Genomic DNA, 24262 nt, shown 5'->3' on the forward strand with positions numbered 1-24262 from the left:
ATAAATGAGGGAGGAACGACGATGAAATCCGGACCCGGGTTCAGCACGCTTGCAATCCACGCCGGGGCCCAGCCGGACCCGACGACCGGCGCGCGGGCGACGCCGATCTACCAGACGACCAGCTTCGTCTTCAACGACACCGATCATGCGGCGGCACTTTTCGGCCTTCAGCAATTCGGCAATATCTATACCCGCATCATGAACCCGACCCAGGCGGTACTGGAGGAGCGGATCGCGGCGCTCGAAGGCGGGACCGCCGGCCTGGCCGTTTCCTCGGGGCATGCGGCCCAGCTGCTGGTTTTCCATACGATCATGAGGCCGGGTGACAATTTCGTTTCCGCCAGACAGCTTTACGGCGGGTCGGCAAATCAGTTCGGCCATGCCTTCAAGGCCTTCGACTGGCAGGTCCGTTGGGCCGATTCGGCGGAGCCCGAAAGCTTCGATGCGCAGATCGACGAACGCACCAAGGCGATCTTCATCGAAAGCCTCGCCAATCCGGGCGGCACCTTCGTCGATATAGCCGCGATCGCAGACGTCGCGCGGCGGCATGGACTGCCGCTCATCGTCGACAATACGATGGCGACGCCCTATCTGATGCGGCCGCTCGAACACGGCGCCGACATCGTCGTCCATTCGCTCACCAAGTTCATCGGCGGTCATGGCAATTCGATGGGCGGGATCATCGTCGACGGCGGTACGTTCGACTGGTCGAAATCCGGCAAGTATCCGCTGCTGTCGGAGCCCAGGCCGGAATATGGCGGCATCGTCCTGCACCAGGTCTTCGGCAACTTCGCCTTCGCCATCGCCGCGCGGGTACTGGGTCTGAGGGATTTCGGTCCGGCGATTTCGCCCTTCAACGCCTTCCTTATTCAGACTGGCGTCGAGACGCTGCCGCTGAGGATGCAGCGCCATTGCGACAACGCGCTGGAGGTCGCCAAATGGCTGAAGGGGCATGAGAAGGTGTCCTGGGTCCGCTATTCCGGGCTCGAAGGCGATCCGAACCACGCGCTGCAGAAGCGCTACTCGCCGAAGGGGGCGGGAGCCGTTTTCACGTTCGGGCTCGCGGGCGGATACGAGGCGGGAAAGCGCTTTGTCGAGGCACTGGAAATGTTCTCCCATCTTGCCAATATCGGCGACACGCGTTCGCTCGTGATCCACCCCGCCTCGACCACGCACCGGCAGCTCACGCCGGAGCAGCAGGTCGCCGCAGGCGCCGGACCCGACGTCATCCGGTTGTCGGTCGGCATCGAGGACGTGGCCGACATCATTGCCGATCTGGAACAGGCGCTGGGGAAGGCCTGAGAGGCACGGCAGGACGTGGAGGCTTCTTATGGGCCATATGCTGAAATTCGATCCGTCTTGCGTCGAGGCTGAGATCGGGGCGCCGGCGCCCGACAGGCTGATTTCTGGAAATCCGGAATTTCGCACCTGGAATATCGAGGAGGCCGGCGGGCTCTATGCGGGCATATGGGAAGCCACGCCCGGCAAGTGGCGGATCGTCTATGACGAGTGGGAATATTTCCACATCCTTTCCGGTCATTCCATCGTGACCGAAGAGGGCGGGGAGCCCCTTCATCTCGAAGTCGGCGACAGCCTGGTGTTGAGACCCGGCTTCAAGGGAACCTGGGAAGTCGTTGAAACGACTCGCAAGGACTACGTGATCCGCGTCTGACGCCGCTCACCAGACCAGATCGAGCCGCTCCAGACCATGAAAGTGGAACGCGTCCTTGACCGGCGGCTCGTTCTTGAGCCGCATTCCGGGAAGCCGCCGGAACAGGATCGGCAGGGAAATCTGCAGCTCCAGCCGTGCCAGCGGTGCGCCGATGCAGAAATGCAGGCCGGCGCCGAACGAGACGTTGGCGCCTTCGTTGCGATCCGGCCTGAACGTATCGGGAGAGGAGAATTTGCGCGGATCGACGTTCGCCGCCCCCAGCATCAGGCCGATCTTGTCCCCCTTCCTGAGGGCGATGCCGTCCTCCAGCTCGATATCCATGAGCGCGTAGCGCTGAAAGATATGCAAGGGCGCGGCGAAGCGCAGACACTCTTCCACCGTGCGCTCCGTTGCCTTCTCGTCCGAAAAAAGCTCGGTGGGGGAGAGGCCGGACTGCAGGATCGTGTGCACGGCATTGCCGATCTGATGAACCGTCGCCTCGTGGCCCGCATTCAGAAGGAGGACCGTGGTCGAAATCAGCTCCGCATCCGACAGGCGCTCGCCGTCTTTTTCCGAGGTGATCATATGCGTGAGCAGGTCGTCGGCGGGGTTTGCCCGCTTCTCCGCTATGATTCCCTTCAGGTAGTCGGCGAACTCCGCCGATGCTTGGTTGGCGTCGAACTCCGTTTCCAGGCTGGGATTGAACACGTACATCTTCACCATGCGGTGCGACCAGTCGAGCAGACGCGGCGCCGCTTCGACCGGGATGCCGAGCATCCGCGCGATGATGGTGACCGGGATCGTCTCGGCATAGGTCTTCAACAGCTCGGTCTGACCATCCTTCTCGAAGCCGTCGATCACCGCATGCGAGAGCGCCTCGATTTCCGGCCTGAGCTGTTCGATCTGACGGGAGACGAAGGCGCGATTGACGAGCGTGCGCAGCCGCGTATGGGCCGGCGGCTCCAGTTCGAGCAGCGAGTGTTCCTCCAGCGCATCGAAAGCCTTCAGATGCGGTTTCGGCTCCGGCATGCCGAGTTCTTCCCGGGTGGCGACATGCAGGATCTGCCGGCCGAAGCGGCGGTCGCGCAATAGACTGTTCACCTGCTCGTAGCCCGCAAAGAACCACTGCTGTGGTTCCTCCCAGAAAAAGGCCGGACATTGCGCATGGAGTGCCGCGTAGGCCGGCAGCGGATTGCGGAAGAAGCGGGGGTTGCGGACGTCCAGGGAGACGCGCCGGGCGGGGCCGTCGATGGTGATACCGGGGGCGATGGACATGATATCGACTCTTCGAATGCTGCAATCGGATGGCGATCCGCATCTCTATTGCGCGATGCGTGCTGACTGCAAGTGCCTTTGGCACTGGAAGGAACAACATCGCCGCTAGCTACTTTTCCGGTAGCACCGCCCGACCTATTTGAGCATGATGCGGCAGCAAGCAGGGAGCGGCATGGCAAAGACGCAAGGCAATCTATCCGCGGGCATCATGGCAGCGATACGAAAGCGGCGGCCGACGGTCGTCAACCGTGATGCCGCCGTGAACCGCGGCGACATCGTGATCGCTTCCTATAATATCCACAAATGCGTCGGCACCGACGGGCGCTTCGACCCGCCGCGAATTGCGCAGGTCATCGCCGAGATCGGTGCGGATATCGTCGCGCTTCAGGAGGCCGACCAGAGATTCGGCGAGCGCGCGGGGCTCCTCGATCTCGAGCACCTGCGCCGTGAGGCGCATCTTGTCTCCGTTCCGATTTCGCCTTTCAGCGAGAAGGGCCACGGATGGCATGGCAACGTCCTGCTTATCCGTGAGGGTGCGGTTTCCGACGTGCGGCAGCTGAAATTGCCGGGCGTCGAGCCGCGCGGCGCCCTCGTCGTCGATCTCGACCTGAAGGCGGGTCCCTTGCGGGTGATCGCCGCTCACCTGGGTCTGCTGCGTCATTCCCGGGCGCGCCAGGCGGAATCGCTTTTGAAGGCGACGGCGGACGGCGCCGGCCGTCCGACGCTGCTGATCGGCGACCTCAACGAATGGCGCATGGGCAAGCGCTCCTCGCTCAGCTTCCTCAGTCCGATATTCGACCCGTCGCATTCAGCCGTTGCCAGCTTTCCCTCGCGCTTTCCGCTGCTGCCGCTCGACCGGGTGCTCGGCAATCCGCATCATCTTGTCACCTCGGTGGCCGTGCACGACACGCCCCTGGCGCGAGTGGCTTCGGACCATCTGCCCGTCAAGGCCTCGATCGATCTCAAGGTTGTCCAGAAGGACGGCCCCGAAGGTGAGGAAGCCCGATTGGCCGATGCGGGGCAGGGATAGCGGTGTCGCACGCGCCATGGAGGGCGCAGTGGTCGCCGTCGTAGTTTGGTTTCCGCATGTTTCATCCTTGATCGGCTCCGGTGAAACATGCGGCAGGGCAGCGTCTGATGTTGTCGTGGATTGCACTTTTTCTCGTAGCGCTCTGCGGGCTCTTCCTGGTCGCGGTCCTCTACGTTTACGGCTGGTTTGGTCGCAGGCCGCGGATCGAACCATCATTCGCGCTCCCCATCGGCGGAGACGAGACGGGCATCGATCGGCACCTTGGCCCGCTGCTGGGTGCCGCCCAACCCGGCGAGAGCGTGGTCGCGCTCATTTCCGATAACATCGAAGCCTTCGTTGCGCGGGCGCTTTCGGCCCGCCGGGCGGGGCGCAGCCTGGACCTGCAATACTACTACTGGAAGGACGACCTGACGGGGTTTCTGCTGACGCGCGAGATCATCCGGGCGGCCGACCGCGGCGTTCGCGTCCGCCTGCTGCTCGATGATATCAATGCAGGCATCCATGATCGTCTCTGCATTTCGCTCGACGCACATCCGAATGTCGACGTGCGGCTCTTCAATCCAAGCCGGGCACGAACGGACCGCTTCCGCCGCGGGTTCGAAATGGCGATACGGGCCTTCAGTGCGACGCGCCGGATGCACAACAAGCTGTGGGTTGCCGATGGCCGGCTGGCGATATCCGGTGGGCGCAATATCGGCGATGCCTATTTCGATGCGGCCGAACTGTCGAACTTCCGTGACCTCGACGTCTGGATGGCGGGGCCGGTCGTCGACCAGGCGACGGCCATGTTCGATCTCTACTGGAACAGCACGTCGGTGCTGCCGATCGCCGCGCTCAGGACGCCGCGCAAGCAGTACCTTCCGGCGCTGAGAGAGGCGCTGGACGCGCTGGCGTGCACGGCGGCCGCGCGCTTCTACCTCGAAAGGGTCGCAGACGCGGGTCCCGGCCCCTATTGGGGGAGCCGGACCCTCCATCGCAGCGCGGATATGCGCATGGCGTTCGACCCGCCGGAAAAGGCGCTGATGCAGAAGCGGCAGAACTGGCTGTTGCGCGAACTGTTCCCGCTGATCAAGGGCGCCAGGCGTGATCTGCGGATCATCTCGCCTTACTTCGTCCCCGGCGCAGCGGGGACGCGCGTGCTGGCGCTGCTCGCGGGAAAGGGCGCGAGGGTGGCGGTGCTGACGAATTCGCTCGCCGCAACCGACGTCGCGGCGGTGCATGGCGGCTACGTGAAGTATCGCAAAGGCCTGCTTGACGGCGGTGTCGAGCTTTACGAGCTCAAGGAGCGCGGCGATTTCTTCGATCGTCACCGTATGTCGCTGTTCGGAGCGCGAAACGCGAGCCTCCACACCAAGGCCTTCGTCGTCGACGGCCTGTGCGGTTATGTTGGCTCCATGAATTTCGATCCGCGTTCCGCGTCGCTCAACACCGAGATGGGCATCGTCTTCTCCGACGAGGCGCTCGCCGCCGAGCTTCAGTCGATCTTCGACGAGGAAACGGCGCCGGAGCGAAGCTATCGCCTGATGCTTAAGGACGGCAGGCCCGCGTGGCGGGACCGGACGAACGGCTCCCTGCGGCTGCTGCGGCGCGAGCCGGACGCAAGCATCCTCCGCCGGCTGATCGCCGGCGTGATCCGCTTTCTGCCGTTGGAGTCCCAGCTTTGAAAGGCGTCGGAATTTACCAGTCGTTTACCGCGCTCCTGCGAATGCCTGTGAGGAAGGCGCCCGGGGGCATGCGCGACGGCACCAAGAATTGGAAAATTGTTCTACCGCCAATCCGCCACGCCGATAAAAAGCTCTGGACCCCGGGCCCGCGACTATTCAGTTTATCGAATGTTCGCGTCTTGAAGTGAAGGGCATTGACACTCTATGTAAGGTCTGAGGCTTATCCGATGATTCCGGTCCGCGAAGGGATGCGGTCCCGATTGATGAAGGTTCGATATGAGAAATCCAGTTGATACGGCCATGGCGCTGGTGCCGATGGTTGTTGAGCAGACCAATCGCGGCGAGCGATCCTACGATATCTATTCGCGACTGCTCAAGGAGCGCATCATCTTCCTGACGGGGCCTGTCGAAGACCACATGGCGACGCTGGTCTGCGCACAGTTGCTGTTCCTCGAGGCGGAAAACCCGAAGAAGGAAGTCGCTCTCTACATCAACTCTCCGGGCGGTGTCGTGACAGCGGGCATGGCGATCTACGACACCATGCAGTTCATCAAGCCGGCGGTCTCGACGCTCTGCATCGGTCAGGCGGCGTCGATGGGCTCGCTGCTGCTTGCCGCCGGTCACAAGGACATGCGCTTCGCAACGCCCAATTCGCGCATCATGGTCCACCAGCCCTCCGGTGGGTTCCAGGGTCAGGCGTCCGACATCGAACGGCATGCACGCGACATTCTCAAGATGAAGCGCCGGTTGAACGAGGTTTACGTCAAGCATTGCGGCCGCACCTACGAAGAAGTCGAGCAGACGCTCGACCGCGACCATTTCATGAGCGCGGACGAGGCGCTCGACTGGGGTTTGATCGACAAGGTGATCACGTCGCGCGATGCGGTCGAGGGCATGGAATAGGTTCGAACACGGGCTTTGTGTCGCCACAGATGTAATTGTGACACATTTGTAATGGCGAAGGGGCTTTATCCAAGGGGCAAAGCCGTTAATATGAATCCTTAATGCTATGTTGGAACAAGGAGCATAGCATTCGGATTTGATGGGGAGAGTCGTTGCAACCGGTGATCGGGCCTCCGCCCGGGACGGTGAGTACTCCCAAGAGCCTTGGGCGGCGCCTGGAGCCGACGTGCAAGGCGAACTGAGTGTCCGTGATATCTTTCCGAAGGTGTCCGGCGTGCTGGAAGGAAGTGGAAATGAGCAAGGTCAGCGGTAGCAACGGCGGTGACTCGAAGAATACTCTCTATTGTTCGTTTTGCGGCAAGAGCCAGCATGAAGTCCGCAAGTTGATTGCCGGACCGACCGTGTTCATCTGCGATGAATGCGTCGAACTCTGCATGGACATCATCCGCGAAGAGAACAAGACCTCGATGGTCAAGTCCCGCGACGGCGTTCCGACGCCGCAGGAGATCATCAAGGTCCTCGACGAATACGTCATCGGCCAGCAGCAGGCCAAGCGTATCCTGTCGGTCGCCGTGCATAACCACTACAAGCGCCTTGCCCATGCGGCAAAGAGCAGCGACGTGGAGCTGGCGAAGTCGAACATCATGCTGGTCGGGCCGACCGGCTGCGGCAAGACCTATCTGGCGCAGACGCTCGCTCGCATCATCGACGTTCCCTTCACGATGGCGGACGCGACGACGCTGACCGAGGCCGGCTATGTCGGTGAGGACGTCGAGAACATCATCCTCAAGCTCCTGCAGGCGGCCGATTACAACGTCGAGCGCGCCCAGCGCGGCATCGTCTACATCGATGAGGTCGACAAGATTTCCCGTAAGTCCGACAACCCGTCGATCACGCGCGACGTTTCGGGCGAGGGCGTGCAGCAGGCGCTTCTCAAGATCATGGAAGGTACCGTCGCATCGGTCCCGCCCCAGGGCGGCCGCAAGCATCCGCAGCAGGAGTTCCTGCAGGTGGATACGACGAATATCCTCTTCATCTGCGGCGGCGCTTTTGCGGGCCTCGACAAGATCATCTCCGCCCGCGGAGAGAAGACGTCGATCGGCTTCGGCGCGACGGTGCGCGCTCCGGAAGACCGGCGCGTCGGCGAGGTGCTGCGCGAGCTCGAACCGGAAGATCTGGTGAAGTTCGGCCTGATCCCGGAATTCATCGGGCGCTTGCCGGTTCTGGCGACGCTCGAGGATCTCGACGAGGATGCGCTGATCCAGATCCTGTCGGAGCCGAAGAACGCTCTGGTCAAGCAGTATCAGCGGCTTTTCGAAATGGAAGACGTCGAACTGAACTTCCACGAGGACGCGCTGCGTGAGATCGCCCGCCGTGCCATCGTCCGCAAGACCGGCGCACGCGGCCTGCGTTCGATCATGGAGAAGATCCTGCTCGACACCATGTTCGAACTGCCGACGCTGGAAGGCGTTCGCGAAGTCGTCATTTCGGACGAGGTCGTCAAGGGAACGGCGCGGCCGCTCTATATCTACTCGGAGCGTTCCGAGGAGAAGACCAACGTTTCGGCTTGAGCCTCAAGCGCAGCGCGTTCTATCGGGCGCGCTCGCCGCTCACGATTGTTTGAAGAGCCCCCCGCGTGGGGGCTTTTTCATGTGACGCCGTTGCGATCGTGCCGGCGAAGCGGTCCGGAACCGGCATTTTCTAGGACGGCTCTGCAGCCGCCGTTCGGGCCCGTTCCCTCGAATGTTTCAGTTCAAAATCATGGTGATCGCACTAATCGATTGTTGCTAAAGTGCCGCAACAACGCGATGATGCGCAGATTCAATGGATGCGCATTTGCAGGCCGCGATATCCGGGCAGCTCGCAAGGTCTGCAACAGCATCCGAGCTTAAAGGTCGGGGATTATCCATGAAGGCGGGGATTGCGCCGTACCTTGAAAAGGCCTCTCTTGCACTCCACTTTCATGTACGAAATGTGATAGCCGGGAGTGCCGCAGAGGCTCCCGGAAACGGGCCCGAACATCGGGACGGAAAGGAAATGATATGACGAACAAAACGTCTCCGGCGACTGAAAGCGCGACCTATCCGGTTCTGCCGCTGCGTGACATCGTGGTCTTCCCCCACATGATCGTGCCGCTCTTCGTCGGCCGGGAGAAGTCGATCCGTGCACTCGAAGAGGTCATGGGTACCGACAAGCAGATCATGCTCGTGACCCAGATCAACGCTACGGATGACGATCCGGAACCCGCCGCCATTTACAAAGTCGGCACGATTGCAAACGTGCTGCAGCTTCTGAAGCTCCCCGACGGAACCGTGAAGGTTCTGGTCGAAGGACGGTCGCGTGCCGAGATCGATCGCTATACGCCGCGTGACGATTTCTACGAGGCCGTGGCCCATGCGCTGCCCGAACCGGACGAGGATCCGGTCGAGATCGAGGCGCTGAGCCGTTCGGTCGTTTCCGAATTCGAAAGCTATGTGAAGCTCAACAAGAAGATTTCGCCGGAAGTCGTCGGCGTCGCGAGCCAGATCGAAGACTACTCGAAGCTCGCCGATACCGTCGCATCCCATCTGTCGATCAAGATCGTCGAAAAGCAGGAAATGCTGGAGACGACGAGCGTGAAGATGCGCCTCGAAAAGGCGCTCGGCTTCATGGAAGGCGAGATCTCGGTTCTTCAGGTCGAAAAGCGCATCCGTTCGCGCGTCAAGCGCCAGATGGAGAAGACGCAGCGCGAGTACTACCTGAATGAGCAGATGAAGGCGATTCAGAAGGAGCTCGGCGACAGCGAGGACGGCCGTGACGAGATGGCCGAACTCGAAGAGCGCATCTCCAAGACGAAGCTCTCCAAGGAAGCCCGTGAAAAGGCCGATGCGGAGCTGAAGAAGCTGCGCCAGATGAGCCCGATGTCGGCGGAAGCGACGGTCGTGCGCAACTATCTCGACTGGCTGCTGGGCCTGCCCTGGGGCAAGAAGTCGAAGATCAAGACCGATCTCAACCATGCCGAAAAGGTGCTGGATACCGATCACTTCGGTCTGGACAAGGTAAAGGAACGCATCGTCGAATATCTGGCGGTGCAGGCCCGTTCGTCCAAGATCAAGGGGCCGATCCTGTGCCTCGTCGGCCCTCCCGGCGTCGGCAAGACGTCGCTCGCCAAGTCGATCGCAAAGGCGACCGGCCGCGAATATATCCGCATGGCGCTGGGCGGCGTTCGGGACGAGGCCGAAATTCGCGGCCATCGGCGGACCTATATCGGCTCCATGCCGGGTAAGGTCGTCCAGTCGATGAAGAAGGCGAAGAAGTCCAACCCGCTCTTCCTGCTCGACGAGATCGACAAGATGGGCCAGGACTTCCGTGGCGATCCGTCTTCGGCGCTTCTGGAGGTGCTCGATCCGGAACAGAACTCGACGTTCATGGATCACTACCTGGAGGTGGAATACGACCTCTCCAACGTGATGTTCATCACCACGGCGAACACGCTCAACATTCCGCCGCCGCTGATGGACCGCATGGAAGTCATCCGCATTGCCGGCTATACCGAAGACGAAAAGCGGGAAATTGCCAAGCGGCACCTGCTGCCGAAGGCGATCCGCGACCATGCGCTCCAGACGAACGAGTTCTCCGTCACGGATGGCGCTCTTATGGCGGTCATCCAGAACTACACGCGAGAAGCGGGCGTCCGCAACTTCGAGCGCGAGCTGATGAAGCTGGCGCGCAAGGCGGTGACGGAGATCCTCAAGGGCAAGACCAAGAAGGTCGAAGTGACGGCCGAGAACATCCACGACTATCTCGGTGTGCCGCGCTTCCGCCACGGCGAAGCCGAGCGTGACGATCAGGTCGGGGTGGTCACCGGTCTTGCCTGGACTGAGGTCGGCGGCGAACTGCTGACGATCGAAGGCGTGATGATGCCCGGCAAGGGCCGCATGACGGTTACCGGCAACCTGCGTGACGTGATGAAGGAATCCATTTCGGCGGCGGCATCCTATGTCCGCTCGCGCGCGATCGATTTCGGCATCGAGCCGCCGCTGTTCGACAAGCGCGACATTCACGTCCACGTGCCGGAGGGCGCGACCCCGAAGGACGGCCCGTCCGCCGGTGTCGCAATGGCGACGGCGATCGTGTCGGTGATGACCGGTATCCCCATCTCCAAGGACGTGGCGATGACCGGTGAAATCACCCTGCGTGGACGCGTGCTGCCGATCGGCGGTTTGAAGGAGAAGTTGCTGGCAGCTCTGCGCGGCGGCATCAAGAAGGTGCTGATCCCCGAGGAGAACGCCAAGGACCTCGCCGACATCCCCGACAACGTCAAGAACAGCCTCGAGATCATCCCCGTTTCGCGGATGGGCGAGGTGATCGAGCACGCGTTGCTGCGGCTTCCGGAGCCCATCGAATGGGACCCGGCAAGCCAGCCGGCCGCCCTGCCGTCCGTTGATTCGCAGGACGAAGCGGGCACTTCGATTGCCCACTGAGGCAGTGCAGATAGGGTGACAAGTGTGTCCCGCTTGCGCCCTTCGGCCAGAAAAACAAGGAAGACCGGCGTTCTGCCGGTCTTTTTTGTTGTAAAAGCACGCTGCAACCCTTGCATTCCAAGGGATTAGGCGCAATTGGGAATGGCAAGACGTGGGCATTGCTTTCGCAGCCCCGCCTTAAGAAGACAGTCGTTTCGAACCAGCATGAAAGGGGTGGAAACATGAACAAAAATGAGCTCGTGGCTGCCGTAGCCGACAAGGCCGGACTCTCGAAGGCAGATGCGTCTTCTGCCGTTGATGCAGTTTTTGAGACCATTCAGGGCGAACTGAAGAACGGCGGCGACATCCGCCTCGTCGGATTCGGCAATTTCTCCGTATCGCGCCGCGAAGCCAGCAAGGGCCGCAACCCGTCGACGGGTGCGGAAGTTGACATCCCGGCACGCAACGTGCCGAAGTTCACGGCCGGCAAGGGCCTCAAGGACGCCGTCAACTAATTTACCGATGGAGCGGCGGGTGCCTCCGTCCGCTACTGGTTCATGTTCCATCTGTCGCGATACCGCCCAGGCGGCATTCGGCAGGTTGATTGGGGCCCGGTCATCCGGGCCTCTTTTCATTCCGGCTTTCCCTGTCATCCGGCTGTTACAGGACAGTTGCAAAAGCCTCCCGTCCGACGTTTTCGGACGCACGCGGTAGCGCAACGGCGTGCCGCGACAAGGAGGGACAGATGAAAGCAATTTCCATCACCACGGCATTGGCCGCGGCACTTGCCGCATCGACGGCATCGGTCGTTCAGGCCGAACAGGTATTCAATCGCATCGCATCCTTTGCGGTGGCCACGAATTTGCCCGAGGGAGCCGAGCGGAACGCCCCGACATCGGCCGAAATCATCACCGCAAGCGAAGACGGCAATACGCTGATCTATTCCGACAGTCCCGGCAAACGCATCGGTTTCATCGACATCACCGACGCCAGGGCGCCTGAGGCAGGCGGTATCGTCTCTTTCGGCGGGGAGCCGACTTCGGTTGCGGTGGCCGGTGCCAAAGCGCTCGTTGCCGTCAACACGAGCGAAAGCTTTACCAAGCCTTCCGGCGTGCTCGCCGTGGTCGACATTGCCGGCAGGGAGGTGGATGCCACCTGCGATCTCGGTGGCCAGCCGGACTCGGTGGCCGTGAACAAGGATCGGACGCTTGCCGCAATCGCGATCGAGAACGAGCGCGACGAGGACGTCAATGACGGGCAGATCCCTCAGATGCCTGCAGGCGACCTCGTGATCCTGTCGCTGGAGGACGGGGCGGCCGATTGCGCGACCATCAAACATGTGACGCTGACCGGTCTCGCCGAGGTCGCCGGCGACGATCCCGAGCCGGAATTCGTAGCCTTCAACGGCAGGGACGAGATTGCGCTCACCCTCCAGGAGAACAACCACATCGTCATCATCGACGGTAAGTCCGCAACCGTGAAGACGCATTTCCCTGCGGGCACGGTCGATCTCGAAGGTATCGATACAAAGCGTGACGGCTCCATCGCCTTCACCGGCGAGCAGGCGGGCCGCAAGCGCGAGCCCGATGCGATCAAGTGGCTCGACGACGATCGCCTGGTCGTCGCCAATGAGGGCGATTATGAGGGCGGGAGCCGCGGCTTCACGATCTTCGACACGACCGGGAAGGTCCTCTACGAGTCGGGAGCAGCCTTCGAACACGCTGTCGCGTCGATCGGCCACTATCCGGAAAAGCGTTCTTCGGCGAAGGGCGTCGAGCCGGAAGGGCTGGAAATGGCGCAATTCGGCGAAGACAAGCTTTTCTTCGTTCTTTCCGAACGGGCCTCGATCGTCGGCGTCTATAAGGATACGGGCGGCGAACCGGAGCTCGTGCAGCTTCTGCCCTCCGGCGTTTCCCCCGAGGGCGCTGTCGCCATCCCGGGGCGCAACCTGTTTGCAACCGCCAACGAGGTCGATCTCGTCGAAGACGGCGGGGCGCGGGCGCATGTCATGATCTACGAGCGCGGGGAAGGGGAGGCTGCCTATCCGCAGATCCGTTCCGTGGAGAAGGACGGGCTACCCATCGGCTTCGGGGCGCTTTCCGGCCTTGCCGCTGCCGACAAGCCCGGCTTCCTGCATGCGGTCAATGATTCAGTCTACTCGTCGCAGCCGACCATCTTCACGATCGACGCTACGCAGAAGCCCGCTTTGATCACGGAAGCCCTGCCGGTCACCCGTGACGGCGCTCCCGCCCAGAAGCTCGACGTCGAAGGCATCGCCACTGACGGCGAAGGCGGCTTCTGGCTCGCTTCGGAAGGCAACTCCGACAAGCTCTACAGCCATGCGCTGCTGCATGTGAACAGGAAGGGCGAGATCAAGCAGGAGATCGCACTACCGGAGGAGTTGCGCGCCAGCGAGATCCGCTACGGCTTCGAAGGCATCGCCGTCGTGGGCGAAGGGGACGACCAGGTTCTCTGGATGGCTGTGCAGCGCGAATGGAAGGATGACGAGAAGGGCTTCGTCAAGCTCGTCTCCTACAAGCCGTCGAGCAAGGAATGGGGCGCCGTGCGCTATCCGCTTGAAAAGGCGGAGGAAGGCTGGGTCGGCCTGTCGGAAATTTCCGTTCATGGAGCCTACGCCTATATCCTCGAGCGTGACAATCTGGTCGGCGAAGCCGCCAAGCTCAAGAAGCTCTACCGCGTCGCGCTCGCGGATATGAAACCCGCGGCACTCGGCGGGGCACTGCCTGTCGTGAACAAGGAAGAGGTGCGCGACCTCATTCCGGACCTGCAGTCGCTGAACGGCTATGTCGTCGACAAGGTCGAAGGCTTTGCAATCGACGCGGCCGGCAACGGCTATGTCGTCACCGACAATGACGGCGTCGACGACTCCTCCGGCGAAACGCTGTTCTTCTCCATAGGCGCGATGGACGCCATGTAAGCGTCCGATACGGAGAAAACGAAAGAGGCCGGGACATGATGTCCCGGCCTCCTGATTCTTGACACGGCGTTCAGCGCGCGACGGCTATCTCCGTCGCTTCCGCTTCTTCCTTGCGCTTGCGGATATCGTCGGTTTTCTCGACGAGTTTGCTGACGATATCGTACAACTGGTCCAGTTGCTCGTCATCGAGCGCCGAAAAGATCTCTTCGATGAGCTGCTTGCGCGGATGTTCTGCAGCCTGAAGAACGGCCCGGCCGGTCTCTGTTATGGAGACGATCTTTGCGCGGCGATCCTCGGGGTCGGGTTTTCTCATCACCAGACGGTCGCGTTCCAGTCCGTCGATCGCCTCGGTCACTGTTCGCGGAGCGAAATTCAGCGCACAGGCTATGTCGGTAGACCGACAGGGTCCGAGCTTGCTCAGGAAGAACAGGAACTTGCTCCTGGCAAGCGATACGCCTTCCTCCGTCATGGACTCGTTCACCAGACGATGAACGCGATGGTAGAGCTCGAACAGCTTATCGGAAACCTCGAATGTCTTCTTCATGACCTTATGAGTTATTATGAGGGGCCATGTGAAATGGCAGTGACATTATTGATAGTCACAATTGCCGCATTTGTCGACCAAAACCACCTAAAACTTGGGAATGACCGGCGGCGACAAGAAACGCGCCCTGGTCGCGATGCCGTTGTTTGCGAAGCGAAGAGTTGTGTAACGCTGCCCGCGTTCAAGCATTCCGTGGATACCCGGTCCTGCTGCCATTGACGAAAGCGGCGGCGCCGGGTCATGGTCCGCCCGGCCATGCCCTTCAGATTTGTTCACACCGCAGACCTCCATCTCGATTCGCCCTTGCGCAGCCTGGCACTCCGAAATGCGGAGCTTGCCGGCCTCGTTCGAAGCGCGACGCGCGATGCGCTCGTCCGCATCGTCGATCTCTGCATTGCCGAAAGGGTCGATGCGCTTTTGATCGCCGGCGATCTCTATGACGGCAGCCAGACCTCCATGAACACGGCGCTCTTCCTGGCGGCCGAGCTTCGTCGGCTGGACGAGGCCGGCATCCGGACGTTCATCATTCGCGGCAATCATGATGCCCAGTCGCAGGTGACGCGCGAACTCACCCTGCCGTCATCGGTGCATGTATTTGCCGGCCGGAGCAGGGCGGTACATGTCAAGACGCTTGCGAACGGCCGCACGGTGCACATCCACGGCGTGAGCTTTGCCGATCCGCACGCGCCGGAAAGCCTGCTGCCCCAGTTCCATCCGCCGGTCGCCGGCGGCATCAATATCGGCATGCTGCATACCAGCCTCTCCGGATCCGCGGCCCACGACCCTTACGCGCCCTGCAGCGTGGCCGAGCTTCAGCGGCACGGTTTCGATTATTGGGCGCTCGGTCATGTCCATCAGCGGCAGGTGCACTGCGAAAAGCCCTGCATCGTCATGCCCGGCATGCCGCAGGGCCGAGACATCAACGAAGCGGGGACGAAGGGCGTCACGATCGTGACGATCGACGATGAGGGGCTGGTTGCACTGGATGACCGGCCGACCGGCACCGCCGCGTTCGAGCGACATGAGATCGACGTGAGCGCGATTGCGGACTGGCGCGACATGCTGGATGCGGTGGGCCGTGAATTGATCCGCCTTCGAAAGAACATGGCGGCGGACAATCTGATCCTGCGCTTGATGCTGACCGGCGCGACGCCGCTTGCCTGGCGCCTCAGGCGCGACGCGGATCTCCTGGAAGCGGAGATCGTCAACATCGCGGCCGGGATCGGCGGATGCTGGATCGAGAAGACGGAACTGGGCTGCCAGGCAATCGGCAATGCGGAGCAAAGTGCGGCCGACCCGGTCGGCGAACTGGCGGCACTGGTCGAAAACGACGTTCTGCCCTCCTTCGGCTTTCGCGGCGAGCTGAGCGGAGTTGCCAAGGAGCTCCTGCAGCAATTGCCGCCTGAACTCAGGCAGGTGCTGGCGAGCAACGAGGAGGCGCTGGAGCGGCTGGCGCTGGAGGCAGCACTTGCGGGGAGTGCGGATGTGCTGGCGCATCTTCACGGCCGTGCCGGTGCCGGAGACATCGACTGATGCGGCTTCAGCGACTGGAGCTCGTCCGCTACGGAAAATTCACGGAGCGGCATCTCGATTTCGGCGAGGCGAGGCTGGGCGAGCCGGATTTTCACCTCATCTACGGCCCGAACGAAGCCGGCAAGTCGACCCTCTTTTCCGGCTTCCTCGACCTCGTCTTCGGCATCGAACGTTCGAGCCCCTACGGCTTCCTGCATCCCTATCAGACGATGCGGATCGGCGGCATCGTCGCGGCCGGTAACCGCCTGCATCACGCCTACCGCATCAAGCGCAACGCCAACAGCCTGATCGGCCCCGACGAGCAGCCGCTGCCCGATGGCCTGTTTTCCACAGCCCTCGGTTCGATCGACCGGGCAACCTACAGCACGATGTTCTCGCTCGACGACGACAGCATCGAAGAGGGCGGGGAAGCCATACTGAAGAGCGAGGGCGAGCTGGGGTCTCTCCTGTTTTCCGCGAGTTCCGGTTTGCCGGACAGCACCGCCGTGCTTGCCGGGCTTCGAGCCGAAGCGGATTCTTTCTTCCGCCCGCAGGCGCGCAAGCACCAGCTCGCCGAACTGAAGGCGGAGCTCGACGCGCTGAAGGCGGAGCGGAACGCGGTCGACGTGAATGCACGCGAATATGCAGCACTGCGCAAGGCCCTGGCGAGCATGCGCGAACGCCACGAGGCAGCGGCGAGACAGCGCAACGAGTTGCGTGCCGACCGGGACCGGATGCGGGCTCAGCGCGACGCCCTGCCGCTTCTCGCGCGGCTTCGCGGCGTGCGGCAGGAGCTTGCCGGGCGGGACCCATTGCCGGTGCCGCCGGCCGAGTGGCAGGAGGAATTGCCGGTTCTTCGCCGCAGCGATGCGGAAATCGCGGCGCGGCTCCGGCAATTGCACGAGGAACTCACCCGGCGGCGCGAAGAGCTTGCCGGGCTGCCTCGCGACGAGCAGGCGCTGGCGATCGCGGAACGGTTCGGGGCTCTGCGCGAAGGCGCACTGGAAGCCCGCTATCTCACGGCGGACCGCGACATGCCGGCTCGTCTGGAGGAACTGGCGAAGACGGCCGCCGAGATCGATGCCTGTCTGATCCGCCTCGGCGAGGCGGGCAATCCCGACCTGGCCTCGCTCCTGCTGCCGGCGGCGCGCGCCGTCCGTCTGCAGGATCTGGTGCGCCGGCACGCAAGCCTTTCGGAAAGGCTGGCAGCGGCGCGCGAGGAGATGGAAACCGCGGAAGGGAACCACGGCGACGCCGAGCGCGAAGTTGCCCGGCTGAAGGAGGGGGCGGCCGACCCGGCGTTCCTCGCCGAACGCGTGCATCTCCTCCGGCAGAGCGACTGCCTGTTGCGCCAGCAGTCATCGGCACGAGAGATCGACCGGCTCGATGCAGCCATTTGCGACCGACTGGATGAATTGCGGCCTTTCGCCGGCACGATCGACGATCTGGCCGCGCTTCCTGCACCGGCACCGCCAATCGTGGAAGCGTGGCGGGCCGAGGACCACGCCGAGGCGGAGCGGGACTTGCGCCTCGGCGACAGGATCGCCGACGAAAGCGAGCGCCAGGCCGGAGACGAGGCGCGCCTTGCCGCCATTGCGGCCAATGGCGGCGTCGTGGACGATGCGACCGTTTGCGAACTGAGACGGCACCGCGATACCGCCTGGCAGCGGCATCGTGCCGGTCTGGACGAGCAGACGGCGATCGCATTCGAGACGGCACTGCACGAGCATGATGCAACCACGGCGCTTCGGCTTGCCCAGGCGGAGCGCGTGGCCGAGATACGCAGCCTGACGCTTGCCGTGACCGAGCGGCGCGCCCGCCTGCAGTCGCTGGACATGCAAAGGAAAGCCGCGGAGGAGCGGCGGCAGAGGCTGAACGCCGAGATCGGCGCCGCCGCACGCGCCTGTGGCTTGCCTTGCATAACGGGGCTGCCCCAGTTGGAGGCGTGGCTTGCCGCCCGCGCATCCGCGCTCGAATTGCGCATGGAACTTCGCACTGCGCTGAAGGAGCGCGACCGGGCGGTCGCCGAAGAGAAGGCGGCGGTCTGCAGTCTTCGGGCGGAGCTGGCGCGGCTCGGGATGAGCGATGCGCTGCCGGAGCGCCTCGACGCCTTGCTCGCGGTAGCGGAACTTGTCTCCTCCCGAGCCGAGGCCGCATCCACTGCTTGCCGGAATGCCGTGGCGCAGCTCCAACGCGCCTCGGAGGCGCTCGAAAAGCGGCGGACCGCTTTTGCGGCCGCGGAGGCTGCGATGGCATCCTGGTGCGGGGAATGGGACGAGGCGCTCGCCGGCACGTGGCTTTCCCGGCAGGTGGAGCGCCCGCTGCCACAGGAAATCGGTCCCGTGCTCGCCGTGCTTCAGAACCTCGACAAGCTGATGCAGAAGAAAGCGGAGCTCGATCATCGCGTGGCGGGGATGCGCAGGGATCAGGCGGCCTTCACGGAAAACGTCGTCGGCGTGGCCGCCGCACTGGGCGAAGAACGGGCCGGCGATGTCCTCACGCTCTTTTCCGCGGTGCGCGACCGCGTTGCCGCCGCACTTCAGAAGGAGGAGCGCCGTCTGGCGCTTCAGGGCAATATCGAGCGCATGGAGGAGAGCCTCGACGCGCTGCGCGCCGAGGAGCGACTTCACGGCGCCAACAGGCAGAGGGTCCTCGACTTCTTCGGCTGCGGGACGCTCGACGAAGCGGCCGCCTGCCTGGAAGCCACCCGCGAAGAGCAGCGGCTGCGACAGCGATGCTCGGAAATGGAAAGCGATCTGGCCGCGCGGCTCGGCGTCGCGAGCGCCGCCGAGGCCGAAGCGCTGCTCGCCGAACTCGACGACCGGGAGCTCGGGCTGGAATTGGCGCGGCTGGAGGAGGCGATCGAGGCGGCCGACCGCGATGTCAGCGAGCTGCACGCCGACGTCAGGACCCGGGAGAGGGCGCTTGCCGCCGTCGAGGGCGGCGACCGGGTGGCGGAGCTCGAACAGCGGCGCCGCACGCTGCTTCTCGACATCGAGAGCAAGGCGATCGGCTATCTCCGGCTGCGCGCGGGCGTGATCGCCGCCGAACAGGCGCTCAGGCTGTTTCGCGAGCGCCACCGCAGCGCCATGATGCAACGCGCCTCGCGAACCTTCATGCATATCAGCGGCGGCGAATATTCCGGTCTCTCGACGCAAGCCGACAAGGGCCAGGAATTCCTCATAGCAAATACCGCCGCCGGCGGATCGAAGCTCGCCCGCGATCTTTCCAAGGGCACGCGCTTCCAGCTCTATCTCGCGCTCAGGATCGCCGGGTACCACGAGGTCGCGGCGACGCGGGAAACGCTGCCCTTCATCGCCGACGATATCATGGAAACCTTCGACGACGGCCGCGCCGGCCGCGCCTTCGAGCTGATGGCGGAAATGGCCGATGTCGGACAGGTGATCTATCTGACCCACCACGAGCACCTTTGCGACATTGCGCGGAGCGCCTGCCCGGGCGTGACGATCCACCGGTTGTAGCCGCTTGCCGGAAGGAGGTAAGCTGCATGCGCCTTGCCCCTGCATCGCCCGTCGGCTGGCCCGGCGAAGTCCCTCAAAGGAGGCTCCAATGGATATCTTCGAATGCGGATCGAGACCCTCGGCGCATGGCCCGGCCGAATATTTCACCGGCTCCGTTCGCGTGGACCCGGCCTTCGAGGCGCCGTCACCCGCACGGGTACGCGGCGCGACCGTGACTTTCGAGCCCGGCGCGCGCACCGCCTGGCACACGCACCCGCTCGGCCAGACCCTGATCGTCACCGCAGGCCGCGGCCTCGCCCAGAGCTGGGGCGGGGAGCCGCGCGAGATCCGCGCCGGCGACGTCGTCTGGTTCCCGCCGGGAGAAAAGCACTGGCATGGCGCCGCGCCGGAAACGGGAATGACGCATATCGCAATTCAGGAGGCGCTCGACGGCAAGGCGGTGGACTGGCTCGAGCATGTGACGGATGAGCAGTATCGGGGCGGGTAGGGTGCGCGGCTCCGAATGACTGGAGCGTTCAGTGCTGCATTGATGACTGACGGCCCTGTCGGCTCCTCATGCCTGTGGTCGTTACAGCAATCCGGAAGCGCCGCGCCTTGGCGCGGAAGAGTTTTTCAGCCCAGGGAGTTGGGCTGGGGATTCTTGTGACAGGCACAGGAAGGACGGTCGGAGGCGACTCGCAAGAGACACCTGCGCAAAACCTGCCTGTCATATGGAAGAAATGGTGGGCGATGAGAGACTCGAACTCCCGACATCCTCGGTGTAAACGAGGCGCTCTACCAACTGAGCTAATCGCCCTATCGCGTTGCCGGACAAGTGTCCGCCGCGTCGGTGGGCGTGATCTATGCGTAACCGGCGAAAACCGCAAGAGCGTTCGAGCGATTTTTTCGAATTTTTTATCGCGAACCGGGCCGCCCGTCAGGAAGTCTGTGGACAAATTGGGCGGCGAAGGGAGGCGGCTGGCGAGGCAGGCGGCGCATTTTTGGTCGCTCCGCTGCGCCCGCATATAAAGGAAGGGCGAGCCCCCGAGGGGGTGAGGGCGTGCTCACCCTTTGGTGCGCGCTTTCGCAGACGGCAAAATCCTTGCCTGAAGCCATGCTGTGGACCAAAAAACGTTCCGTCACCGATTTGTTTTCAATCGCGCTTGACACCCCAAAGCGAACCGCTTAGTTAGCCGCTCATCGAACGGCAAGGCCGCTTCGGGCAGGGGCGCGCGAGCGCGTCTGGAAGGTCAAGAGATGCGGGTGTAGCTCAGTCGGTTAGAGTGCCGGCCTGTCACGCCGGAGGTCGCGGGTTCGAGCCCCGTCACTCGCGCCACTCTTGAAGGAATGCGGCATTCAAAAAGTGCCGATGATGAGATAATGGTCAGCGATGGCCATAATGCGCGGGTGTAGCTCAGTCGGTTAGAGTGCCGGCCTGTCACGCCGGAGGTCGCGGGTTCGAGCCCCGTCACTCGCGCCATTCTCTTCTCAAGTGGCCGTTCCCCCTTATCTGTGCTTCCTTTTTTGCATTGCGGCAAAGTGTCTCGCCGCGGAATTCCTGGCGCCGGGAGGCCCGGCTTCCCGCGATTGCGCGCCTTGCCGCGCATCCTGCGGTGGGCGCATCCCCGCTATGTGCTGCGAACCGGTTTAAATGCCCCTTCGAGGCTTGCGCCCGGGCGCCGGCTGCGCTAACCACTCTGGCGTTGCAACATGCTTTTCGGCCTGCGGCATTCTTCGTTGAAGCGCTTTCATGGCGCCCTCCGCAGGCAGGGACGGATAAAATGACAGAACTTCTCGGTTCCTACGTACCGATCGCGATTTTCATTGGGATCGCGCTGGTGATCGGCCTCGCACTTCTGGTCGCTCCTTTCGCCGTCGCCTTCAAGGCGCCTGATTCGGAAAAACTGTCGGCTTACGAGTGCGGCTTCAATGCGTTCGACGATGCCCGCATGAAGTTCGACGTCCGCTTCTATCTCGTGTCGATCCTTTTCATCATCTTCGATCTCGAGGTCGCCTTCCTCTTCCCCTGGGCGGTTTCGTTCAAGGAGTTGGGCTGGTTCGGCTTCTGGTCGATGATGGTCTTCCTTCTGGTCCTGACGGTCGGCTTTATCTATGAATGGAAGAAGGGAGCGCTGGAATGGAATTAGCATCCGGCACCACGCTCGTTGCGCCGCAGCCCAAGGGTATCCTCGATCCCGCGACCGGCAAGCCGATCGGCAGCAATGACGCGTTCTTCGGCGAGATCAACAACGAGCTCGCCGACAAGGGCTTTCTCGTCACCTCGACCGACGAGCTGATCAACTGGGCCCGCACCGGTTCGCTGATGTGGATGACTTTCGGTCTCGCCTGCTGCGCGGTCGAAATGATGCAGATGTCGATGCCGCGTTACGATGCCGAACGCTTCGGTTTTGCGCCGCGCGCCTCGCCGCGTCAGTCCGACGTCATGATCGTCGCCGGCACGCTGACCAACAAGATGGCGCCGGCCTTGCGCAAGGTCTATGACCAGATGCCCGAGCCGCGTTACGTGATCTCGATGGGATCCTGCGCCAATGGCGGCGGCTACTATCACTATTCCTATTCGGTTGTGCGCGGCTGCGACCGCGTCGTGCCCGTCGACATCTATGTGCCAGGCTGTCCTCCCACGGCAGAAGCGCTGCTTTACGGCGTGCTTCTGCTGCAGAAGAAGATCCGCCGGACCGGCACGATCGAGCGCTAAGGGCAGGGGAACTTAAGATGAGTGAAGCCCTGAACGAGCTTGCCTCCTATCTTCGCGAGGCGCGTGGCGCGCTGATCGCCGATGCGGAGGTCAAATACGGCGAACTGACGCTGACGGCGAAAGCCGAGAACCTCGTCGCGCTCCTGACTTTCCTGCGCGACGACGTCCAGTGTGGTTTCGTCAGCTTCATCGATGTCTGCGGGGTCGATTATCCGCAGCGCCCGGACCGCTTCGATGTCGTCTATCATCTTCTCTCGCCGCGCCAGAACCAGCGCGTCCGCGTGAAGGTTGCGACCGGCGAGGACGAGCCCGTCCCCTCGGCAACGTCGGTCTATCCCGGCGCCGACTGGTTCGAGCGCGAAGCCTACGACATGTACGGCATCCTCTTCACCGGTCACCCGGATCTGAGGCGCATTCTGACGGACTACGGCTTCGAAGGCTATCCGCTGCGCAAGGACTTCCCGCTGACCGGTTTCGTCGAGGTGCGTTACGACAACGAGGCCAAGCGCGTCGTCTACGAACCCGTCGAGCTGAAGCAGGAATTCCGCAATTTCGACTTTCTTTCGCCCTGGGAAGGCACGGAATACGTGCTGCCCGGCGACGAAAAGGCGAGACCACGCTGAATTAAGTCGGCCCGCGGCGATCCGCGAAGGACGCCATCCGGCCTGGAGCAATCGGTATGACCGAACATAACGTCCGCAACTTCAACATCAACTTCGGCCCGCAGCATCCGGCGGCGCACGGCGTTCTGCGTCTGGTGCTGGAGCTTGACGGCGAAATCGTCGAGCGCGTCGATCCGCATATCGGCCTCCTGCATCGCGGCACGGAAAAGCTGATCGAGGCCAAGACATATCTGCAGGCGATACCCTATTTCGACCGGCTCGACTATGTCGCGCCGATGAACCAGGAGCACGCCTTCGCGCTTGCGGTCGAAAGATTGACCGGTACGCAGGTGCCGGTCCGCGGCCAGCTGATCCGCGTTCTCTATTCGGAGATCGGCCGGATCCTGTCGCATCTCCTCAACGTGACGACTCAAGCCATGGACGTCGGCGCGCTCACGCCGCCGCTCTGGGGCTTCGAGGAGCGCGAGAAGCTGATGGTCTTTTACGAGCGGGCCTGCGGCGCGCGCATGCACGCGGCCTATTTCCGTCCGGGCGGCGTGCATCAGGACCTGCCGCACCAGCTGGTCGAAGATATCGGCAACTGGATCGACCCGTTCCTGAAGACCGTCGACGATATCGACGAGCTTCTGACCGGCAACCGCATCTTCAAGCAGCGCAACGTCGATATCGGCGTCGTCAGCCTCGAGGACGCCTGGGCCTGGGGTTTCTCGGGCGTGATGGTGCGCGGCTCGGGGGCGGCCTGGGACCTGCGCCGTTCGCAGCCCTATGAATGCTATTCCGATTTGGAGTTCGACATTCCGATCGGCAAGAACGGCGACTGCTTCGACCGCTATCTCATCCGCATGATCGAGATGCGCCAGTCGGCGCGTATCATGCGCCAGTGCGTCGACCGTCTGCTCGGCGATGCCAAGATCGGTCCGGTCTCCTCGCTCGACGGCAAGATCGTGCCGCCGAAGCGCGGCGAGATGAAGCGGTCGATGGAGGCGCTGATCCATCACTTCAAGCTCTATACCGAGGGCTATCACGTGCCGGCCGGGGAGGTCTACGCCGCGGTCGAGGCGCCCAAGGGCGAGTTCGGCGTCTATCTGGTCTCCGACGGCACGAACAAGCCGTATCGCTGCAAGATCCGCGCTCCGGGTTACGCGCATCTTCAGGCGATGGACTTCCTCTGTCGCGGACACCAGCTTGCCGACGTTTCGGCCGTGCTGGGCTCCCTCGATATCGTTTTCGGCGAGGTGGATCGCTGATGCGTCTGGTGCCGCTCGTCGCCGTCGGACTTCTTGCGCTCGCCTCCGGGGCCTCGGCCCAGGAGGACGTCGGCAGCGAGTCATCCGCAGCGCTCAGGGGCGGCACCATGCCGGCACTCCTTTCGAGGGGTTACGAGATCAAGGCAGCCGTCAACAACGGCGCGCGCTACATCGTGTTTTTGCAGAAAGACCAGTCAGCCTATGCCTTCGAATTTGTCTCGCTGACGAAATCGCGGTGCGGTTCGATTAACTGATA

The 24262-nt window shown here is 62.8% G+C and carries 19 protein-coding genes and 3 tRNA genes; 19 read left to right on the top strand and 3 right to left on the bottom strand.

Annotation, left to right across the window (positions count from 1 at the left end; all coding sequences use genetic code 11):
* The first annotated feature begins 21 nt into the window (after positions 1-21).
* Positions 22-1302 carry an O-acetylhomoserine aminocarboxypropyltransferase gene (locus tag BHD07_RS08115; protein ID WP_100672183.1) on the top strand — a complete coding sequence of 427 codons (1281 nt, stop codon included), beginning with the start codon at positions 22-24 and terminating at the stop codon, positions 1300-1302.
* Between the two features lie 28 nt (positions 1303-1330).
* Complete coding sequence (locus BHD07_RS08120) at positions 1331-1672, top strand: cupin domain-containing protein (RefSeq protein WP_100672184.1); 342 nt, start codon at positions 1331-1333, stop codon at positions 1670-1672.
* 6 nt (positions 1673-1678) lie between these two features.
* Here the strand turns inward: BHD07_RS08120 and BHD07_RS08125 are convergent, their stop codons facing one another.
* Positions 1679-2926, bottom strand: a complete 1248-nt coding sequence (locus BHD07_RS08125; protein WP_100672185.1) for a cytochrome P450 — start codon at positions 2924-2926, stop codon at positions 1679-1681.
* Positions 2927-3098: 172 nt separating this feature from the next.
* Between BHD07_RS08125 and BHD07_RS08130 the strand changes: the two genes are divergently transcribed.
* The 7 genes from BHD07_RS08130 (at position 3099) to BHD07_RS08160 (ending at position 13903) form a co-directional block, all read left to right on the top strand.
* Complete coding sequence (locus BHD07_RS08130; RefSeq protein ID WP_018094833.1) at positions 3099-3956, top strand: endonuclease/exonuclease/phosphatase family protein; 858 nt, start codon at positions 3099-3101, stop codon at positions 3954-3956.
* 107 nt (positions 3957-4063) lie between these two features.
* Positions 4064-5620 carry a phospholipase D family protein gene (locus BHD07_RS08135; protein WP_100672186.1) on the top strand — a complete coding sequence of 519 codons (1557 nt, stop codon included), beginning with the start codon at positions 4064-4066 and terminating at the stop codon, positions 5618-5620.
* A gap of 276 nt (positions 5621-5896) precedes the next feature.
* Positions 5897-6523, top strand: a complete 627-nt coding sequence (gene clpP, locus BHD07_RS08140; RefSeq protein ID WP_003531805.1) for an ATP-dependent Clp endopeptidase proteolytic subunit ClpP — start codon at positions 5897-5899, stop codon at positions 6521-6523.
* Positions 6524-6816: 293 nt separating this feature from the next.
* Entirely contained in the window at positions 6817-8094 is a 1278-nt protein-coding gene (gene clpX / locus BHD07_RS08145) for an ATP-dependent Clp protease ATP-binding subunit ClpX (protein WP_003531807.1), read from the top strand.
* 471 nt (positions 8095-8565) lie between these two features.
* Positions 8566-10986 carry an endopeptidase La gene (gene lon, locus BHD07_RS08150; RefSeq protein ID WP_100672188.1) on the top strand — a complete coding sequence of 807 codons (2421 nt, stop codon included), beginning with the start codon at positions 8566-8568 and terminating at the stop codon, positions 10984-10986.
* 221 nt (positions 10987-11207) lie between these two features.
* Complete coding sequence (hupB, locus tag BHD07_RS08155) at positions 11208-11480, top strand: DNA-binding protein HupB (RefSeq protein ID WP_003531811.1); 273 nt, start codon at positions 11208-11210, stop codon at positions 11478-11480.
* Between the two features lie 230 nt (positions 11481-11710).
* Complete coding sequence (locus tag BHD07_RS08160; protein ID WP_100672189.1) at positions 11711-13903, top strand: esterase-like activity of phytase family protein; 2193 nt, start codon at positions 11711-11713, stop codon at positions 13901-13903.
* 70 nt (positions 13904-13973) lie between these two features.
* On the opposite strand, the gene BHD07_RS08165 is transcribed toward BHD07_RS08160, so the two are convergent.
* The gene (locus tag BHD07_RS08165; RefSeq protein ID WP_018094837.1) at positions 13974-14447 is read right to left on the bottom strand and encodes a MarR family winged helix-turn-helix transcriptional regulator; all 474 of its coding nucleotides are present in this window, start codon (positions 14445-14447) and stop codon (positions 13974-13976) included.
* A gap of 240 nt (positions 14448-14687) precedes the next feature.
* Between BHD07_RS08165 and BHD07_RS08170 the strand changes: the two genes are divergently transcribed.
* The 3 genes from BHD07_RS08170 (at position 14688) to BHD07_RS08180 (ending at position 19928) form a co-directional block, all read left to right on the top strand.
* Positions 14688-15980 (top strand): metallophosphoesterase family protein, encoded by a 1293-nt coding sequence (locus BHD07_RS08170; protein ID WP_100672190.1) that lies wholly within the window; start codon positions 14688-14690, stop codon positions 15978-15980.
* Positions 15980-19441 carry an ATP-binding protein gene (locus BHD07_RS08175; RefSeq protein WP_100672191.1) on the top strand — a complete coding sequence of 1154 codons (3462 nt, stop codon included), beginning with the start codon at positions 15980-15982 and terminating at the stop codon, positions 19439-19441. Before BHD07_RS08170 ends, BHD07_RS08175 begins: the two co-directional genes overlap by 1 nt.
* Before the next feature lie 88 nt (positions 19442-19529).
* Positions 19530-19928: a (R)-mandelonitrile lyase gene (locus tag BHD07_RS08180; protein WP_100672192.1), complete on the top strand. Its 399-nt coding sequence runs from the start codon at positions 19530-19532 to the stop codon at positions 19926-19928.
* Positions 19929-20161: 233 nt separating this feature from the next.
* Here the strand turns inward: BHD07_RS08180 and BHD07_RS08185 are convergent.
* Positions 20162-20237 (bottom strand) — tRNA-Val (locus BHD07_RS08185).
* 442 nt (positions 20238-20679) lie between these two features.
* On the opposite strand from BHD07_RS08185, the gene BHD07_RS08190 reads away from it, so the two are divergent.
* The 7 genes from BHD07_RS08190 to BHD07_RS08220 all read left to right on the top strand — a co-directional run bounded on the left by BHD07_RS08190 (position 20680) and on the right by BHD07_RS08220 (position 24260).
* A tRNA-Asp gene (locus BHD07_RS08190) sits at positions 20680-20756 on the top strand.
* Between the two features lie 67 nt (positions 20757-20823).
* A tRNA-Asp gene (locus BHD07_RS08195) sits at positions 20824-20900 on the top strand.
* A 301-nt stretch (positions 20901-21201) separates the two neighbouring features.
* Positions 21202-21567 (top strand): NADH-quinone oxidoreductase subunit A, encoded by a 366-nt coding sequence (locus BHD07_RS08200; protein WP_018094842.1) that lies wholly within the window; start codon positions 21202-21204, stop codon positions 21565-21567.
* Positions 21558-22136, top strand: a complete 579-nt coding sequence (locus BHD07_RS08205; RefSeq protein ID WP_003531828.1) for a NuoB/complex I 20 kDa subunit family protein — start codon at positions 21558-21560, stop codon at positions 22134-22136. The genes BHD07_RS08200 and BHD07_RS08205 overlap by 10 nt, the downstream gene beginning before the upstream one ends.
* Positions 22137-22153: 17 nt before the next feature.
* Complete coding sequence (locus BHD07_RS08210) at positions 22154-22759, top strand: NADH-quinone oxidoreductase subunit C (protein WP_100672193.1); 606 nt, start codon at positions 22154-22156, stop codon at positions 22757-22759.
* A 56-nt stretch (positions 22760-22815) separates the two neighbouring features.
* Positions 22816-24006 (top strand): NADH-quinone oxidoreductase subunit D, encoded by a 1191-nt coding sequence (locus BHD07_RS08215; RefSeq protein WP_018094844.1) that lies wholly within the window; start codon positions 22816-22818, stop codon positions 24004-24006.
* Complete coding sequence (locus tag BHD07_RS08220; protein WP_338278964.1) at positions 24006-24260, top strand: hypothetical protein; 255 nt, start codon at positions 24006-24008, stop codon at positions 24258-24260. The genes BHD07_RS08215 and BHD07_RS08220 overlap by 1 nt, the downstream gene beginning before the upstream one ends.
* Positions 24261-24262 lie beyond the last annotated feature (2 nt).

The organism is Sinorhizobium sp. KGO-5 (assembly GCF_036245905.1).
Classification (GTDB): Bacteria; Pseudomonadota; Alphaproteobacteria; order Rhizobiales; family Rhizobiaceae; genus Sinorhizobium; species Sinorhizobium meliloti_A.